General features: G+C 72.1%; 16 protein-coding genes. 12 read left to right on the top strand and 4 right to left on the bottom strand.

Going from position 1 to position 14,789, the window contains the following annotated elements; genetic code table 11:
• Window positions 1-32: 32 nt before the first annotated feature.
• Window positions 33-1,244: an MFS transporter gene (locus tag AB0F91_RS09240; RefSeq protein WP_360596176.1), complete on the bottom strand. Its 1,212-nt coding sequence runs from the start codon at window positions 1,242-1,244 to the stop codon at window positions 33-35.
• Window positions 1,245-1,326: 82 nt separating this feature from the next.
• Here AB0F91_RS09240 and AB0F91_RS09235 point away from each other — a divergent pair, with 82 nt between their 5' ends.
• From AB0F91_RS09235 to AB0F91_RS09205, 7 genes are all read left to right on the top strand, one after another.
• Window positions 1,327-2,730: a PLP-dependent aminotransferase family protein gene (locus AB0F91_RS09235; protein ID WP_360596174.1), complete on the top strand. Its 1,404-nt coding sequence runs from the start codon at window positions 1,327-1,329 to the stop codon at window positions 2,728-2,730.
• A gap of 97 nt (window positions 2,731-2,827) precedes the next feature.
• The gene (locus AB0F91_RS09230; protein ID WP_360596173.1) at window positions 2,828-3,196 is read left to right on the top strand and encodes an STAS domain-containing protein; all 369 of its coding nucleotides are present in this window, start codon (window positions 2,828-2,830) and stop codon (window positions 3,194-3,196) included.
• Between the two features lie 39 nt (window positions 3,197-3,235).
• Window positions 3,236-4,075 (top strand): aldo/keto reductase, encoded by an 840-nt coding sequence (locus tag AB0F91_RS09225; protein ID WP_360596171.1) that lies wholly within the window; start codon window positions 3,236-3,238, stop codon window positions 4,073-4,075.
• Window positions 4,076-4,149: 74 nt separating this feature from the next.
• Complete coding sequence (locus tag AB0F91_RS09220) at window positions 4,150-4,605, top strand: hypothetical protein (protein WP_360596169.1); 456 nt, start codon at window positions 4,150-4,152, stop codon at window positions 4,603-4,605.
• Between the two features lie 49 nt (window positions 4,606-4,654).
• Window positions 4,655-6,157 carry a CYTH and CHAD domain-containing protein gene (locus tag AB0F91_RS09215; protein ID WP_360596167.1) on the top strand — a complete coding sequence of 501 codons (1,503 nt, stop codon included), beginning with the start codon at window positions 4,655-4,657 and terminating at the stop codon, window positions 6,155-6,157.
• Between the two features lie 191 nt (window positions 6,158-6,348).
• The gene (locus tag AB0F91_RS09210) at window positions 6,349-7,434 is read left to right on the top strand and encodes a glycosyltransferase family 4 protein (protein WP_360596298.1); all 1,086 of its coding nucleotides are present in this window, start codon (window positions 6,349-6,351) and stop codon (window positions 7,432-7,434) included.
• Window positions 7,434-8,483, top strand: coding sequence for a lysylphosphatidylglycerol synthase transmembrane domain-containing protein (locus AB0F91_RS09205; protein ID WP_360596165.1), 1,050 nt, complete (start codon window positions 7,434-7,436; stop codon window positions 8,481-8,483). Before AB0F91_RS09210 ends, AB0F91_RS09205 begins: the two co-directional genes overlap by 1 nt.
• A gap of 118 nt (window positions 8,484-8,601) precedes the next feature.
• On the opposite strand, the gene AB0F91_RS09200 is transcribed toward AB0F91_RS09205, so the two are convergent.
• The gene (locus tag AB0F91_RS09200; RefSeq protein ID WP_360596163.1) at window positions 8,602-9,555 is read right to left on the bottom strand and encodes a YafY family protein; all 954 of its coding nucleotides are present in this window, start codon (window positions 9,553-9,555) and stop codon (window positions 8,602-8,604) included.
• Window positions 9,556-9,703: 148 nt separating this feature from the next.
• Here AB0F91_RS09200 and AB0F91_RS09195 point away from each other — a divergent pair, with 148 nt between their 5' ends.
• A complete protein-coding gene (locus AB0F91_RS09195; RefSeq protein ID WP_360596297.1) occupies window positions 9,704-10,183 on the top strand; it encodes a DinB family protein in 480 nt (159 codons plus the stop codon).
• Window positions 10,184-10,186: 3 nt separating this feature from the next.
• On the opposite strand, the gene AB0F91_RS09190 is transcribed toward AB0F91_RS09195, so the two are convergent.
• Both AB0F91_RS09190 and AB0F91_RS09185 read right to left on the bottom strand, forming a co-directional pair.
• A complete protein-coding gene (locus tag AB0F91_RS09190; RefSeq protein WP_360596161.1) occupies window positions 10,187-10,627 on the bottom strand; it encodes a hypothetical protein in 441 nt (146 codons plus the stop codon).
• A gap of 15 nt (window positions 10,628-10,642) precedes the next feature.
• Window positions 10,643-11,140 (bottom strand): MarR family transcriptional regulator, encoded by a 498-nt coding sequence (locus AB0F91_RS09185; protein ID WP_360596159.1) that lies wholly within the window; start codon window positions 11,138-11,140, stop codon window positions 10,643-10,645.
• Window positions 11,141-11,318: 178 nt separating this feature from the next.
• Between AB0F91_RS09185 and AB0F91_RS09180 the strand changes: the two genes are divergently transcribed.
• The 4 genes from AB0F91_RS09180 (at window position 11,319) to AB0F91_RS09165 (ending at window position 14,764) form a co-directional block, all read left to right on the top strand.
• Entirely contained in the window at window positions 11,319-12,842 is a 1,524-nt protein-coding gene (locus AB0F91_RS09180; RefSeq protein WP_360596157.1) for a carboxylesterase family protein, read from the top strand.
• A gap of 116 nt (window positions 12,843-12,958) precedes the next feature.
• A complete protein-coding gene (locus tag AB0F91_RS09175; RefSeq protein ID WP_360596156.1) occupies window positions 12,959-13,456 on the top strand; it encodes a sigma-70 family RNA polymerase sigma factor in 498 nt (165 codons plus the stop codon).
• A gap of 109 nt (window positions 13,457-13,565) precedes the next feature.
• A complete protein-coding gene (locus AB0F91_RS09170; RefSeq protein ID WP_360596296.1) occupies window positions 13,566-14,096 on the top strand; it encodes a sigma-70 family RNA polymerase sigma factor in 531 nt (176 codons plus the stop codon).
• A 14-nt stretch (window positions 14,097-14,110) separates the two neighbouring features.
• Window positions 14,111-14,764, top strand: a complete 654-nt coding sequence (locus AB0F91_RS09165) for a hypothetical protein (protein WP_360596153.1) — start codon at window positions 14,111-14,113, stop codon at window positions 14,762-14,764.
• Window positions 14,765-14,789 lie beyond the last annotated feature (25 nt).

Here is a 14,789-nt window from a genome sequence, read left to right as displayed (position 1 = left end):
GGCATCACCGAAGCCTCCGCGTCGCCGGGTTCTCAGCCCCGCTGCCCGGCCCACCGGACGGCGGGACCCATCGCCCACCCGGCGACCACGAACACCGCACCCACCAGCAGCCAGCCGGGCGTGCCCCACTGCACCACTGCCGTGCTGAGCAGCGCCGGGCCCGCCATGCGGGCCACGGAGGTGCCGGTCCCGAAAAACCCCTGGTACTGGCCCTGCCGCGTGGCGGGCGCCAGGTCGAACCCGATTTCCCAGGTACCGGCCGACTGCAGCATCTCCCCGAGCACCTGCAGCAGCGCCCCGGCCACGAGCACCGCGGCGGCCACCGTCGCCGACGAGCCCGCCGCCGACAGCGCGAACGCGACGCAGGACGCGGCCAGCAGCACCCCGGAGTGGCGCACCAGCCGCGTTGCCGCGCGCAGGCCCGTCACCCGCGTCGCCACGCGCACCTGGCCCAGCACCACCACGATCGTGTTCAGCACGAACAGGGCCGACACCGTCCACTCGGGAGCAGCGGTCCGCGAGAAGATCCACAGTGGAATCGCGACACTCAGCAACGGCATGCGCAGCAGCAAGATCGCGTTCAGCAGCGTGACGAGCGCATAGGGCCGGTCGCGCAGCACGGCCAGGGCCGGCTCGCCTTTGACCCGCGGCACCGGTGCGACGGCCGGCAGCAGGCGTAGCAGCACGGCGGACACCACGAACGCGGCCGCGTCGAGGGAGAACGCGGCGACGTAAGCGCCGGGAGTGTCGGCCAGCAGCGCGAGTCCGCCGAGTCCCGCGCCGACGGCCAGCCCCGCGTTGCCCGCCGACTGCAGGTGCGCGCGGATCCGCGTGCGCTGCCGCGGTTCCGCCACCGCGGCCAGCAGGGCCTGGCGCACCGCGCCGACCCCGCATTGACCGGTGGCATAACAACAAGCGGCGAGCGTGAACGTCCAAGCCGAACCGGCGAACAGAAACGCCGTGATCGCCAGTCCGGTCGCCACCGACAGCAGCACCGCCGCGCCCCGCGCACCCCGCCGGTCGGCCGCGTGCCCCAGTGGCACCCCGGCGACCGTGCCGACCGCCCAGCCCAGCGTGAGACCGAGCCCCACCTGTCCTGGTGTCAATCCGACAACGCGCGTGAAATACAGCACCGAGCACGTGAGAAATGCACCGTCACCCAGTGAGGCGGCGAGTTGCGCGCCCGCGAGCAGGCGGCCGGGCCGCGAACTGGTCACGGAAACGGGGCGCTCGATCGTCGTCATGCGGTAGACGGTAAAAGGACGTTTGGCCCTGCGCCAGATCCAATTCCGCGCATTCGAGGTTGGCCAATGTAGGCTGCCGGAGGTGGACTTCCACGTGACGCTCGCCGGGCGCGGTGACCTCGGCACGCGCATCTACCGCGAGCTGCGCGACGCGATCCTCGACGGCCGGCTGCGTTCCGGCGAACGCCTCCCACCCACTCGTGAGCTGGCGAAACGCCTGTCGGTCTCCCGCAACACCGTCGCCGTGGCCTACGACCGCCTCACCGCCGACGGGTTCCTCACCGGCCGCGTCGGGTCCGGCACCTACGTGTCCGCCGAGCTGCCCGCCGGCCGGACGAGACACGCACCCGCCGGTTCGGCCTTGCGGCCCCGCGAGGTGTGGCGGACCCTGTCCCCGCTCGAGCCGGCGGGCGCCGACCCGGAGTACGACTTCCGTGTCGGCATCCCCGACGCGCGGTTGTTCCCCCTGCAGACCTGGCGTCGCCTGGTGTCCGCGGAGCTGCGGGGAACCGGTTTCGCGCACTACGGCGACCCCGCGGGCCACGCCGGGCTGCGGGCGGCGATCGCGCGCCACGTCGGCGTTTCGCGGTCCGTGCGCGCCGACACCGGCGACGTCCTCGTGACGCAAGGCGCTCAGCAGGCGCTCGACCTGCTGTGCCGCGTGCTGCTCGAACCCGGCGACCGCGTCGCGATGGAAGAGCCCGGCTACCGCATGGCGCGGCTGCTGTTCCGTTCGCACGGCGCTGAAATCGTCGGCGTACCCGTGGACCGCGAGGGGTTGCGGGTCTCGGCGCTGCCCGCGCGCACGCGCCTGGTGTACGTGACGCCTTCGCACCAGTTCCCGCTGGGCACGCCGATGTCCCTCGCGCGCCGCACCGCGCTGCTCGACTGGGCCGAGCGCGCCGGAGCGCTCGTGATCGAGGATGACTACGACAGCGAGTTCCGCTTTTCCGACCGGCCACTCGAACCGTTGCAGAGCCTCGACCGCGCCGGGTGCGTCGCCTACGTCGGCTCGTTCTCCAAGACGCTGCTTCCCGTGCTGCGCCTGGGTTTCCTGATTGCTCCGCGCTCGTTGCGCGACGCGCTAGTCCACGCCCGGCAGCTGGCCGACTGGCACGGCGACCACCACGCACAGGCCGCGCTCGCCCGGTTCCTCGACGAGGGTCTGTTCGCGCGTCACATCCGCAAGGCGACGCGCGAGTACGCCGCGCGCCACGAGCACATCACGACGCTGCTGCGCGAGGAGTTCGCGGGACTGCTCACGCCGGTGCCCTCGGCCGCCGGGATGCACCTGTGTGCACTGTCCGATGTGGACGTAGAACCCGGTGTGGCACGGGCGAACGAGGCCGGTGTCGGTGTGCAGACCCTGGCGGGACTCTGCGGGGAACCTGCACCGTCCGGGCTGGCCCTCGGGTACGGCGCCGTGGCCCCGGAGAAGATCGCGGCCGGGCTCGGCGCGTTGAAACGCGTGTTCGACGAGGGTTGACCTCACAGCACACCGGCGTACGGTCGGACGTGTTGGCTGTTGTTCAGACACGTGCTCCGGTCAGCGCCCCTGCAGGTTCCTGCGAGAGGAGCGCTCCATGAACGTCCCCTTTTCCGCGATCTCGATACCGGCGGATCTCACCGTCACGACCACCGACCACGAGGGCGCCCGCGTGCTCGCCCCGGTGGGCGACCTCGACGCCGCCACCGCGCACGTTTTCGCCGAAGCACTGACGGACGCCACACGGCTCGGCGTGCCCGTGGTGGCGGATCTCTCCCGAGTCGAGTTCCTCGGTTGCGCCGGCATCCGCGCGTTGCGCACCGCGCACGATCAGGCTGTTTCGTTCACCGTGGTGTGTGACGGCGCGCGCAGCGTGCGCCGCTGCCTCGACGTGACCGGCGCGTCCGACACGCTGGCCGTGCACACGACGCTCGCCGAAGCGCTGGCGGCCGCGGTCGCGCCCTGATCGAGTTTCGGGATCCGGGCCCTCGGGTAGGCCGAGATCATGACTGCTCACGCGACGAACGTCCCGGACCTCGAGCTGAACAACGGTGTGCGCATCCCGCAGTTCGGGTTCGGTGTGTTCCAGATTCCGGAGGAAGACACCGCCGACGCCGTGCGGACCGCGCTCGAGGCGGGCTACCGCCACATCGACACCGCGCAGATGTACCGCAACGAAGCCGGGGTCGGCGAGGGCATCGAGAAGTCGGGAGTGCCCCGTGAGGAAGTCTTCGTCACCACGAAGCTCGCCAACGACGCCCAAGGCCACGACAACGCGATCAACGCGCTCGAAGGCAGCCTGCGCCGGCTCGGCCTCGAGTACGTGGACCTGTACCTGATCCACTGGCCGTTGCCGCACCAGGACAAGTACGTGCGCACCTGGGAAGGTTTCGAAGAGCTGCTGCGTGCCGGGAAGGCGCGCTCCATCGGCGTGTCGAACTTCCAGGTGGAGCACCTCGAAGAGCTCGCCCATCGGACCGGCACGGTGCCGGCGGTGAACCAGATCGAGCTGCACCCGGCGTTGCAGCAGACCGAACTGCGCGCCTACCACCGCGCGCACGGCATTGCGACCGAAGCGTGGAGCCCCCTCGCGCAGGCGGCCGTGCTGTCCGACCCGGTGCTGACCGGTCTGGCGGACAAGCACGGCAAGACCACGGCCCAGGTGGTGCTGCGGTGGCACCTGCAGCTGGGCAACATCGTGTTCCCGAAATCGGCAACGCCCTCGCGCATCCGGGAGAACATCGACGTGTTCGATTTCGAACTCGCCGACGAGGACCTGGAGGCGATCGGCAAGCTCGACGCCGACCACCGCACGGGCCCGCACCCCGACACCTTCCGTGGCTGAACCGCTGCCGGGAGGGTTTTCTTCCGCTGGTCGAGGGGTAATTCTTCGGGAGAGGCCGGAAGGAGTGTGCCGGGATGAGCACAGAAGCGTACGTGTCGTTCCTCGCCATCGGTGTGGTGCTCGTGCTGATCGACGGGCAGGTCATCTACCGCAGCGGACGCGGGTACCTGGAGAATTCCTACGGTGACCCCGCCGCGGGCGCGTCGATGACCCGGCTGGTCACGGTGCTGTTCCACCTGGTGACGCTGGGGCTGCTGGCGTTGCTGTCCACGATTCCGCTGGGCGACAGCGATCTGCCCGGCGTGGTGGGCCGCGTCGGCGTGCTGCTGCTGGTGCTCGCGATCGTGCACGCCATCACGCTCGCCGTGCTGGGCCGCCTCCGCGGCGAGCAGGTGGGCGAGGCGGTGGTGAACCGCAGGATCTCGCGCCGGGAAGCCGAGCAGCGGGGCGCGGCGGTGACCACGGCGGTGCCGAACCAGGAGGCGAGCTACCCGGACGTCAGTCCGCCGCTGGAGCATCGCGCGCCGTGAGCGTCCTCAATGCCTCAGACTTTCGTGAACGAACCTGAGGAGTGACCGGATGAACAGACCCGTGGTCGAGATCGAGCGCGAGCGCAAGTACGAGGTCGCGCAGGACGCGGTGGTCCCCGAGTTCGCCGGAGGCGGGACGGTGCAGGGCCAGGACGCTCCGGCCGAGGAGCGGCTCGACGCGACGTACTACGACACAGCCGGTTTTTCCCTCGTGCGCGCCGGGATCACCCTGCGCCGGCGGGTGGGCGGCCACGACGCCGGATGGCACCTGAAGCTGCCGGTCGGGCCCGACGAGCGCGAGGAGCTGCAGGTCCCGCTCGGCGCCGACGACGGCAAGGTGCCTCCCGAGCTGAGCCGGCTCCTGCGTGCCCACACGCTGGGAAGCAAGCTGTTGCCGATCGCGCACCTGAAGACCGACCGGTTCTCCCGCCGGCTCACCGACTCGTCGGGCCAGGTCGTCGCGACGGTGACCGACGACCATGTGACCGGTGAGGTCGGCGGGGAGACGGCGCGGCTGGACCGGTGGCGTGAGATCGAGGTCGAGCTCGCGGGCGACGCCGCGCCGGAGCTGCTCGACGAGCTCGAGAGCACCCTGGTCGACGCGGGCGCCCGGACATCGCGGTGGCCTTCGAAGCTGCGGCGGCTGATCGGCGACCGCGTGCCCGACGCGCAGGTGGTGGCCAAGCAGCCGGACGCCGGCGAGGTCGTCGGAGCCAACCTGCGCGAGCAGTTCGCGGCCCTGCAGCGCGCCGACATCGGGGTGCGCCGCGACGTCGAGGACTCCGTGCACCGGCTGCGGGTGGCGTCGAGGAAGCTGCGGAGCGCGCTGCGGACGTTTTCGTCCATTGTGGACGACGACCGGATTCCGGGCGTGACGCGCGAGCTGAAGTGGCTCGGCGGCGAGCTGGGCCCGGCGCGCGACGGCGAGGTCGTCGAGGCGCTCGTGCGCGAGTGGGTGGACGGCGCGCCGGCCGAGCTCGTCGTCGGGCCGGTGGACCAGTTCCTGACCCGGCGGTTCTCCCGCGACGCGGTGGCCGCGCGCGAGAGGGCGCTGGAAGCGTTGCAGGGCGAGCGGTACCTGGCTCTGGTGCAGGAGCTGGACGCCGTGGTGTCGGGTGTGCCGACCGACGCCGGACCTGCGAAGAACGTGTTGCGCAAGCCCGTGCGCAAGGCCGCGGGGAAGCTGCGGAAGGCGGAGAAGGCGGCGCACGGACTGTCGGGCCGGGAGCTGGAGCACGCGCTGCACGGCGTGCGCAAGAAGGCCAAGCGCGCCCGCTACGCGGCGGACGTGGTGCGGCCCGTGTTCGGCGGCAAGGTGCGCGCGTGGCGCAAGAACGTGAAGACCGTGCAGCAGCTGCTGGGCGCCCACCAGGACTGGGTGGTGGCGGGCCCGGTCGTGTACCGCCTCGGCGTCGACGGCCACGACGAAGGCGTCGGGTTCACGTTCGGCGTGCTGTACGGGACGGGTGGGGGAGTGCGCGAGGGGATGCGGCGTGAGTTCGTGAGCCGGTGGCAGCAGCTCGAAAAGGGGGCCGCGCCGAAGTGGCTGTAGGCCGCGCGGCGAGGTGCCTACGTGCGGTGGCCGGGTGCCGGGGCGAGTTGCCTCGGTACCCGGCCACCGCCCGTTCGTGGGGCGGGAATTCCGGGCGTGATTGAACCGCCGGCCCGTGTCGTCCGTGTTGCTGGATGAGAGCGGCGTGAGGAGGCAACGTGCGGAGTCAGCGGGCCGGCAGCGGGGTCGCGATGGTCGCGTTCGTGTTGCCGGGCAACGTGGACGACGTCACGGAGCCCAGCGGGGGCAACACCTACGACCGGCGGATGTGCGAGAGCCTGCCGGGCGCGGGGATGCCCGTGCTGCAGGTCGCCGTGCCCGGATCGTGGCCCGAGCCGGGGCCGACGGGGCGCGCGCGGCTGGCGCGGGCGCTCGCGGCGCTGCCGGACCACACGACCGTGCTGATCGACGGCCTGGTGGCGTGCGGAGTGCCCGACGTGGTGGTGCCCCATGCGCGGCGGCTGCGCCTGGGCGTGCTCGTGCATCTGCCGCTGGCCGACGAGACCGGCCTCGACCCCGTGCACGCCGCCGAGCTCGACGCGTGCGAGCGCGAGACGCTGCGGGTGGTGCGCCAGGTCGTGGCCACCAGCCCGACGGCTGCGCGCACGCTGATCCGCCGCCACGGCCTCAGGCCGTCGACGGTCGCCGTGGTGGAGCCCGGCGTGGACCTGGCGCCGCTGGCGTCGGGGACCGACGGGGTGTCGCGGCTGCTGTGCGTGGCGGCGGTGACCCCGCGCAAGGGCCAGGACGTGCTCGTCGAAGCACTGGCCCAGCTGCCCGACCTCGATCTCGCCGTGGACTTCGTCGGCTCGCTGACGCGCGCACCGGAGTACGTCGACGAGCTGCGCTGGTCCGTCGACCGCCTCGGTCTCGGCGACCGCGTCACCTTCAGCGGCCCGAAGGCCGGTGCCGAGCTCGCCGCGGCGTACGACCGCGCAGACCTGGTGCTGCTGCCCTCGCACGCGGAGACCTACGGCATGGTCGTCACCGAAGCTCTGGCGCGCGGCATCCCCGTCGTGGCCAGCGACGTCGGCGGAGTGCCCGACGCGCTCGGCCGCTCGTCGGACGGCGCCGTGCCCGGCCTGCTCGTCCCGCCCGGAGACCCGGGCGCCCTCGCCTCCGCGCTGCGCAGCTGGGTCACCGACGCCGAGCTGCGGCGCGAACTGCGCACGGCCGCGCTCGGTCGCGGCAGCGCCCTCGAAGAGTGGGACGGCGCGGCCCGCCGGCTCACCGAAGTCCTCTCCCGCTGGCGTTCCATCCCGATCAAGGTGGCTTGATGCGTACGTTCTGGTCGTGGTTCCGAATCCTCGCCGGGTTCGCGATCATCGGGGTGCTGGCGTGGCGCCTCGGCACCGACGCCTTCCTCGACGGTCTGCGCGGGATCGGCCTGGGCCCGGTACTGGCCGCGCTGGCGATCGGACTGCTGACCACGGTCGTGAGCGCTTGGCGCTGGCGTGTGGTCGCTTCGCGGCTGGGCCTGCGGCTGCCGCTGCGTCAGGCCGTGACGGACTACTACCGCGCGCAGTTCCTCAACGGTGTGCTGCCCGCCGGGATCCTCGGCGACGTGCACCGCGCGGTCGAGCACGGTCGGCAGGCCGGCGATGTGGCGCGGGGGGTGCGGGCTGTGGTGCTCGAACGCACAGCCGGACAGGTTGTGGTGGTGGCGGCCGGACTCGCCGTGTTGATTTTCCGACCTGCCGTGTTGCCCGCGTTCGCACACGACGTGCTGACTGTCGCAGGAGCTGGTGTTCTTCTGGTCGCGATCGTGGTGCTCACGGTCGCGTGCCGCACGGGTGACCGCTGGCTGCACAGCGCGTCGAAGTGGCGGCGGGGGTTCGCGGAGTCGATGGCCGACGTTCGCGCCGGGCTGCTCGGGCTGCGCACCTGGCCGCGGGTCACGGCGTTGTCGCTGGTGGGTTTGGCCGGGCACCTCACGCTGTTCGTGGTCGCCGCGCACGCGGCCGGTGCCACCGCTTCGCTGATGACGCTGCTGCCGCTGCTGGTACTCGCGCTGCTGGCGATGGGGCTGCCGATCAACGTCGGCGGGTTCGGGCCGCGTGAAGGTGTCGCGGCGCTGGCGTTCGCCGCCGCGGGGCTGGGTGCGCAGCAGGGGGTGACGGTCGCCGTCGTGTACGGGCTGCTGGGCCTGGTGTCCACGGCTCCCGGCGGGGCGGTGCTGCTGGTCCAGTGGCTCGGCTCGCTGCGCCGCCGGCCGGTCGCACCGACCGCGTTGCCGGCGCGTACTCCGGCTCCCGCAGCGACCGCGTTGCCGGCGCGCAACGCCGCGCCCGCGCCGGCCCGGGTGCCCGCGCGCTCGGCCGCCTGACGACCACGCCAGTCCTTCGTGCCGTATTGCGAAGGGGCGATGAGCACCAGCCGCAGATCACCGCGCACGAGCGGGGCGGTCTGCGCCGTGGCAGTCCCTCGCAGCTGTGTCGCAACACCTACGCCCGGCTGAAGCGCGCGCCCCATTCGTGCACTCGTTTCAGCAGGTCCGGTGGGGTCACCACGTGGAAGTCGGCGCCGACGACGCCGAGGGCGAGGGCGGGCCAGTCGAGGGAGTCGGCGGTCATGAGCACGCGGCAGCGGCCGGGGTCGAGCTCCTCGACCGTGCTCCACTGGCCGATCCGCTCGCGCACGGTGGTGGCCGGGGCTGCCACGACGACTTCCACCCGGTACGGCCGCGCGGCATTGACGAGTCCGGCGCGGACGAACTCGGCGGCGTCGGCCGCGGGCAGTTCGCGCGGGCGGAACGGGGCGCCCGTGCCGTGCGGGTCGCTGAGGCGGTCTACGCGGAAACTGCGCCAGTCGTGCCGGGTGAGGTCGTACGCGACGAGGTACCAGCGCCGGCCCACCGGCACGAGGCGCAGTGGTTCGACGTGCCGCTCGGTCTGCCGGCCGTCGGCGGCGGTGTAGGAGAAGCGCAGCCGTTCGCTGTCCCGGCAGGCGAGCGCGACGGCCGTGAGCACGCCGGGATCGACGCTGGCGCCGGGCACGCCGTTCCAGCCGAGGGGCACGGTCATCGCGCGCAACGCGTCGACGCGCCGCCGCAGCCGGGCCGGCATCACCTGCACCACCTTCGCCAGCACGCGCAGCGACGATTCCGCGATGCCCTCGACCGAACCCTGCGCGGCCGCCTGCAGGCCCACCGCCAGCGCCACGGCCTCCTCGTCGTCGACGACCAGCGGCGGCAGCGTCGCACCCGGCGCGAGCTGGTAACCACCGTCGACGCCGCGCTGTGCCTCGACGGGATACCCCAGCTCACGCAGCCGGTCGACGTCTCGGCGCAGCGTGCGGATCGACACCTCCAGGCGCCCGGCGAGCTCCTGGCCGGGCCAGTACCGGTGCGTCTGCAGCAAGGACAGCAACCGCAGGGTTCGCGAGCTCGTGTTGGCCATGAATCCAGATTCTCTCTTATTGAGGTCAGAAAGTGGCCGGAATGGTTTCTACCTTAGGTTCAGACGAAGACACCGACGAGAGGACGAAGCCGTGAACGAGACCGTGACGACTGACGTGACCACGGGCGAGCGCGCCGACCTGCTGGCGATGCTGGCGAAGCACCGCCACTTCCTGCGGTTCACGACGCGCGACCTCACCGACGAACAGGCCCGCATGCGGCCCACGGTCAGCGAGCTGTGTCTGGGTGGCCTCATCAAGCACGTGGCGTCGGTGGAACGCGGCTGGGTGGAGTTCATCGGGCAGGGCCCGGCGGCCATGCCGGACGTCTCGGAGCTGACCGAAGCCGACTTCGCCGAGCGCGCCAACGAGTTCACCCTGCTGCCGGACGAGACGCTGGCGGGCGTGCTGGCCGCCTACGCCGACGTGGCCGCCAAGACCGACGAGCTCGTCGCCACACTGCCCGACCTGGGCGCGGCCCAGCCGTTGCCGAAGGCGCCGTGGTTCGAGCCGAACGCGAGCTGGTCGGCGCGGCGCGTGTTCATGCACATCATCGCCGAGACCGCGCAGCACGCCGGCCACGCCGACATCATCCGCGAGGCGCTGGACGGCGCGAAGAGCATGGGCTGAGACTCAAACGCGCCGGTAGTGCATTTCGAAGTCGTGCTTCCAGTCTTCGCCCGGCATCGCCATCTCCCACGCGCCGTCGATGCGGTTGCCGTCTGCGCTGAAGGAGCCGGTGAAGCGCTGGCGGAAGTTCAGCGGTGAGAAGTCGGCGGCTTCGCGCAGCAGCGTCCACACGCCGTCGCGGAAGGTCATCGCGTAGAGGCGGCTGACACCGCGGGCGTCGTAGTAGTGCTGGGTGAACGTCCCGTCTTCGTGGGCGGCGACGACGGCGTAACTGTCCGGAGCCTCGGCCAGCGGCACTTCCGTGCGCTGCGTGAGGTAACGGCCGTCGAGGATCCGCTCGAAGACGGACCGGGCAACGGGTGGGGGCTGGCCGGCGGGCGCGTGGGGGAACAGCACGCTGACCGCCCACTCGCCGAGGAACGGGTCCAGGTCGCCGGTGCTCACGCGGTGCCCCCAGAGTCAGCCGGTGCGGTCGCCGAAGGATTCCAGGAGCACCCGCAGGGCGTCCGCGAGGGCGGCCTGCGCGGGCGGGTCGAGGGGGTCGAGCACGCGGTGCTCCGTGTCGAGGTGGTCGGGCAGCGCACGGTCGATCAGCGAGCGGCCTTCGACGGTGAGGGCGACGAGAATGCCGCGGCCGTCGGTTTCGCTTCGGCTGCGGGCGATCAGGCCGCGGTCTTCGAGGCGGTCGAGCCGTTGCGTCACGGCGCCGGAGGTGACCATGGCCGTGCGCATGAGGTCGGTCGGCGTCAGGCGGTGGGGCGGGTCGCTGCGGCGCAGCGTGGCGAGCACGTCGAACGACGCCGCGTCGAGGCCGTGCTTGGCGAACGTGCGCGCCAGTTCGGTGTCGATCAGGCGCGACACCCGCTTCAGCCGGCCGATCACGGCCATCGGGGACACGTCGAGGTCCGGGCGCTGCGCAGCCCACTGCTCGAGCACGGAGTCCACGTGGTCGGCCATGACGTCAGCCTAACGGGTGACTTAGCCGTGAGGTACGTCAGCGAACTGTCGAAGTTGCTTAGTGGTGAGCTACTTTGGCCGGGTGGCCCACGCCGGGACCAGCGCCGACACCTTTCGCGGCGCTGATGAGGGGATCCCGGACCGTGAAAAAATCTTGGTGCCCGGTATCGTCCGCGCGGTGGCGGAGGCAGTGGTGCGGCGGCACGGGTTCGCGGTGGTGCTGCTCGTGCTCGCGGTGGCCGCGACGGCGTGCGCGGCTTCGGACGCGGCGCTCGGGCGGCTGGGCGAGGTCGTGCGCACGGCGTCGGGCCCGGTCCGCGGCACGGTGACGCCGGATCACCGCGTGTTCCAAGGGATTCCGTACGCGGCGCCGCCGGTCGGCGAACGCCGTTGGCGGCCGCCGGCCCCGCCCGCGTCCTGGACCGCCGAGCGCGACGCCACAGCGCCCGGCCCGCGCTGCCCGCAGGGCACCGCGGCCGGCACGAGCGAGGACTGCCTGTACCTCAACGTGTGGACGCCGCCCGTTTCCCCGGCGAAACGCCCCGTGCTCGTCTGGATCCACGGCGGCGCCTTCCTCGACGGCGGCGGCGACCGCTACGACGCCACCCGGCTCGCCGTGCGCGGCGGCGCGGTCGTCGTCACGATCAACTACCGCCTGGGAGCGCTGGGTTTCCTCGCCGACCCGGTACTGGACGCGCAGCCCGGCAACTACGGTTTCCTCGACCAGCAACAGGCCCTGCACTGGGTCCACGACAACATCGCGGCCTTCGGTGGCGACCCCGACGCCGTGACCATCGCCGGCGAGTCCGCGGGCGGCATGTCGGTGTGTGACCACCTTGTCGCTCCGGGCTCTCGCGGCCTCTTCCGCGCGGCGATCGTCCAAAGTGCCCCGTGCCAGGCACAGGCGACCCTTGCGGCGGCAGAAAAATCCAGTGTGGACTATTCGACGGCCCACGGCTGCGCGGACCGCGCCAAGGCCGCCGCCTGCCTGCGCGCGCTGCCGGTGGCGAAGCTGGCCACCGCTTCCGTCTACTACACGCTGGCCGGCATCGGGATCCCCGGCCCGGCCACCGGCGGCACTGTCCTGCCGGCCGACCCGGTCACGGCCGTCCGGCACGGCTCGGCCGCCCCTGTGCCGGTGCTCATGGGCACGACCCACGACGAGTTCACCTACTTCCTGGCCCAGCAGCTCGCGGCCGGCGCTCCACCCATCACCCCGGCCGGCTACCCCGCCGCCCTCGCCCGCTACTTCGCCGACGCCGCGGCCGTCGCGGCCGAATACCCGCCGTCCTCCTTCGGCGGCAACGCCGCCCGCGCCTACGCGGCGGCCGTCACTGACTCGTCCTTCTCCTGCGTGGCCGACCAGCTGTCCCGCTCCCTGCCGTCGGTCTGGCGCTACGACTTCACCGACGCCACCTCCCCGGCCGCGACCGGCGTCCCGGCTCCGTTCCCGCTCGGCGCGGCGCACACGTTCGAACTGCCGTACCTCTTCGACCTCGACGGCCGGCCGGCCGCCCTGACCCCGGCGCAGAAGTCCCTCTCCGACCAGATGGTCGACGCCTGGTCGGCGTTCGTCCACGGCACCCCGCTGCCCACGTGGCCGGCCGGCTCGGTCGTCTCGCTCGCGGCCGACGGCCTCCACCCGGACCCGGGTTTCGCCGCCGACCACCACTGCACGTTCTGGCACGCCGACACCCCGTGACCTCCTGACGCATCTGCTCTGCGACGCGCGGGTGTTTTCCTGTGTCGTTGCACGTTCGGCCCCGCGCCGCGCTCCTACTGTCGAACGGCTTGCGCAGGGGAGGGGAGCGATGCCGGGTGAGCGACCGTGCCGATTTCGACGACTTCTTCCGCGCTGACTTCCCGCTCCTCGTCGGCTTCCTGCGCAAGCAGGGCCACGACCGCGCCACCGCGGAGGACGCGGCCCAGGAGGCGATGACGAAGGCATTGGCCTTGTGGGACGGCATCACGCACCGGAAAGCCTGGGTGCGCAAGGCCGGCTTGCGGATCGCGAACGACCACCGCCGCCGGCAGGAGCGAGAGGACTGGACCCCCGAAGAAGATCCGGTCGCCACTGCGAACGGCTCGGCCGGGTACGAGGAGCGCGAGCTGATCGTGCAGGCGTTGAGCCGGCTCCCGCCGAGGCAGCGCGAAGTGCTGGCCTGGTACATCGACGGCTACTCGACCGGAGAGATCGCCGCGCTGTTGTCCACGAGGGTGAGCACGGTCCGGTCCAACCTGCGCCACGCGCGCAAGCAGCTCGACGACCTCCACTCACGGCTGCGGGAAACGGAAGGGGGAGACCACGATGGCTGACCAGAGGTACCTGCCCGGCTGGCTGGCCGCCGCGGACCGCGCCTTCACCGGCGCCCTGCGGGAGGAGCTGGAGCTCGACAAGATGCTGGCCCAGGTCAAGAACCGGGTGATGAGCCAGGACCTGGCCGCCGACTCCACCTCGGCGCGCATCGTGCCCGCGGGCCTCGACGTCGTCGCCGAGGCCGCGAAGGGCGACCGAGAGGCGATGGTGCAGGTTCTCGTGACCGTGCGGCCGCTGGTCGTGCGGTACTGCCGGGCCTGGATCGGGCGGCGGGACGGCGGGTTCGCGCGTGCGGACGACCTCGCGCAGGAGGTCTGTCTCGAAGTGCTCAGGGCGCTGCCCGGCCACTGCGCCGGTGACCAGCCGGTTCTCGCTCTTGTGTACGGAATCGCTCAGCAGAAGGTCGCCGACCTGCGGCGTGGCGCCCGGCTGGTCGTCGAGCGGCAGGCGCTGGACGAGCGGATGACCGACCTCATGCGGGTCCTGCCCGAGCGGCAGCGCGAGATCCTCGTCCTGCGGGTGATCATCGGCCTGTCCGCCGAGGAGACCGCCGAGGCGCTGGGCCTCACCTCGGGCGCGGTCCGCGTGCAGCAGCACCGGGCGCTCAGCCGGTTGCGCAAGGCGCTCGACCCCGACTGAGGCACCATGGCCCCATGACTGTCACTGCCGCGGATCTCGGCCGGGCACTGGAGAGCGTGGAAAACACCCTCCGGCCCACCGTCACCCGGGACTGGACCCGCAACGCGGGCGAGCTCGACTGGGACTGCCGCCAGACCGCGGAGCACGTCGGCGACGTCCTCGTGTCCTACGCCGCCCAGGTGGTCAGCCGGCCGCAGGACCACTACGTGCGCTTCCTCGCCAAGGCCGACGAAGGTGCCACACCACAAGAACTCCTGGAGCTCGCCCTCACCGGCGGCCGCCTCCTGCGGGCGGCCGTCAGCACGAGCACGCAGGACAGCAGGGCCTACCACCCCACCGGCCGGGCCGACCCGGCCGGCTTCGCCGCCATGGGCTGCGCTGAACTCCTGCTGCACGGCGAAGACCTGGCCACCGGACTCGGCACTGCGCTCGACCCGCCCCGCGAAGTCTGCGCGAACGTCGTCGCGCGGGTCCGATCCGTGGGACGGCCTTCGCTGGTGCGCGGGCCGGATCGCGTTGCCGGGCAGGTCACGGCGGGTGAAGTGGAAGTGGCGGGGCGCGCCGCTCGGGGAATGACCGTCCCGGAATGTGAACGGTGGCTGCCGGTCACAGTGGGATCGGGTAGTCTCGGCTACCAAGGTCGAGAGGCGCTGCAACGGACCACGTGAGTCCGCCACGCTCGGCCGGCTCCAC

Source organism: Amycolatopsis sp. NPDC023774 (assembly GCF_040639695.1).
Classification (GTDB): Bacteria; Actinomycetota; Actinomycetes; order Mycobacteriales; family Pseudonocardiaceae; genus Amycolatopsis.
The sequence above is the reverse complement of the archived record's forward strand: the minus strand, read 5'-3'. Positions and strand labels throughout refer to the sequence as shown.

Excerpts from the sequence above, each read along its gene's own strand:
- AB0F91_RS09205 (WP_360596165.1), top strand. The coding sequence starts at position 7,434 with ATGCGTACGTTCTGGTCGTGGTTCCGAATCCTCGCCGGGTTCGCGATC.
- AB0F91_RS09200 (WP_360596163.1), bottom strand. The coding sequence starts at position 9,555 with ATGGCCAACACGAGCTCGCGAACCCTGCGGTTGCTGTCCTTGCTGCAG.
- AB0F91_RS09230 (WP_360596173.1), top strand. The coding sequence starts at position 2,828 with ATGAACGTCCCCTTTTCCGCGATCTCGATACCGGCGGATCTCACCGTC.
- AB0F91_RS09195 (WP_360596297.1), top strand. The coding sequence starts at position 9,704 with ATGCTGGCGAAGCACCGCCACTTCCTGCGGTTCACGACGCGCGACCTC.
- AB0F91_RS09240 (WP_360596176.1), bottom strand. The coding sequence starts at position 1,244 with ATGACGACGATCGAGCGCCCCGTTTCCGTGACCAGTTCGCGGCCCGGC.
- AB0F91_RS09185 (WP_360596159.1), bottom strand. The coding sequence starts at position 11,140 with ATGGCCGACCACGTGGACTCCGTGCTCGAGCAGTGGGCTGCGCAGCGC.
- AB0F91_RS09170 (WP_360596296.1), top strand. The coding sequence starts at position 13,566 with ATGAGCCAGGACCTGGCCGCCGACTCCACCTCGGCGCGCATCGTGCCC.
- AB0F91_RS09225 (WP_360596171.1), top strand. The coding sequence starts at position 3,236 with ATGACTGCTCACGCGACGAACGTCCCGGACCTCGAGCTGAACAACGGT.
- AB0F91_RS09215 (WP_360596167.1), top strand. The coding sequence starts at position 4,655 with ATGAACAGACCCGTGGTCGAGATCGAGCGCGAGCGCAAGTACGAGGTC.
- AB0F91_RS09210 (WP_360596298.1), top strand. The coding sequence starts at position 6,349 with ATGGTCGCGTTCGTGTTGCCGGGCAACGTGGACGACGTCACGGAGCCC.
- AB0F91_RS09165 (WP_360596153.1), top strand. The coding sequence starts at position 14,111 with ATGACTGTCACTGCCGCGGATCTCGGCCGGGCACTGGAGAGCGTGGAA.
- AB0F91_RS09220 (WP_360596169.1), top strand. The coding sequence starts at position 4,150 with ATGAGCACAGAAGCGTACGTGTCGTTCCTCGCCATCGGTGTGGTGCTC.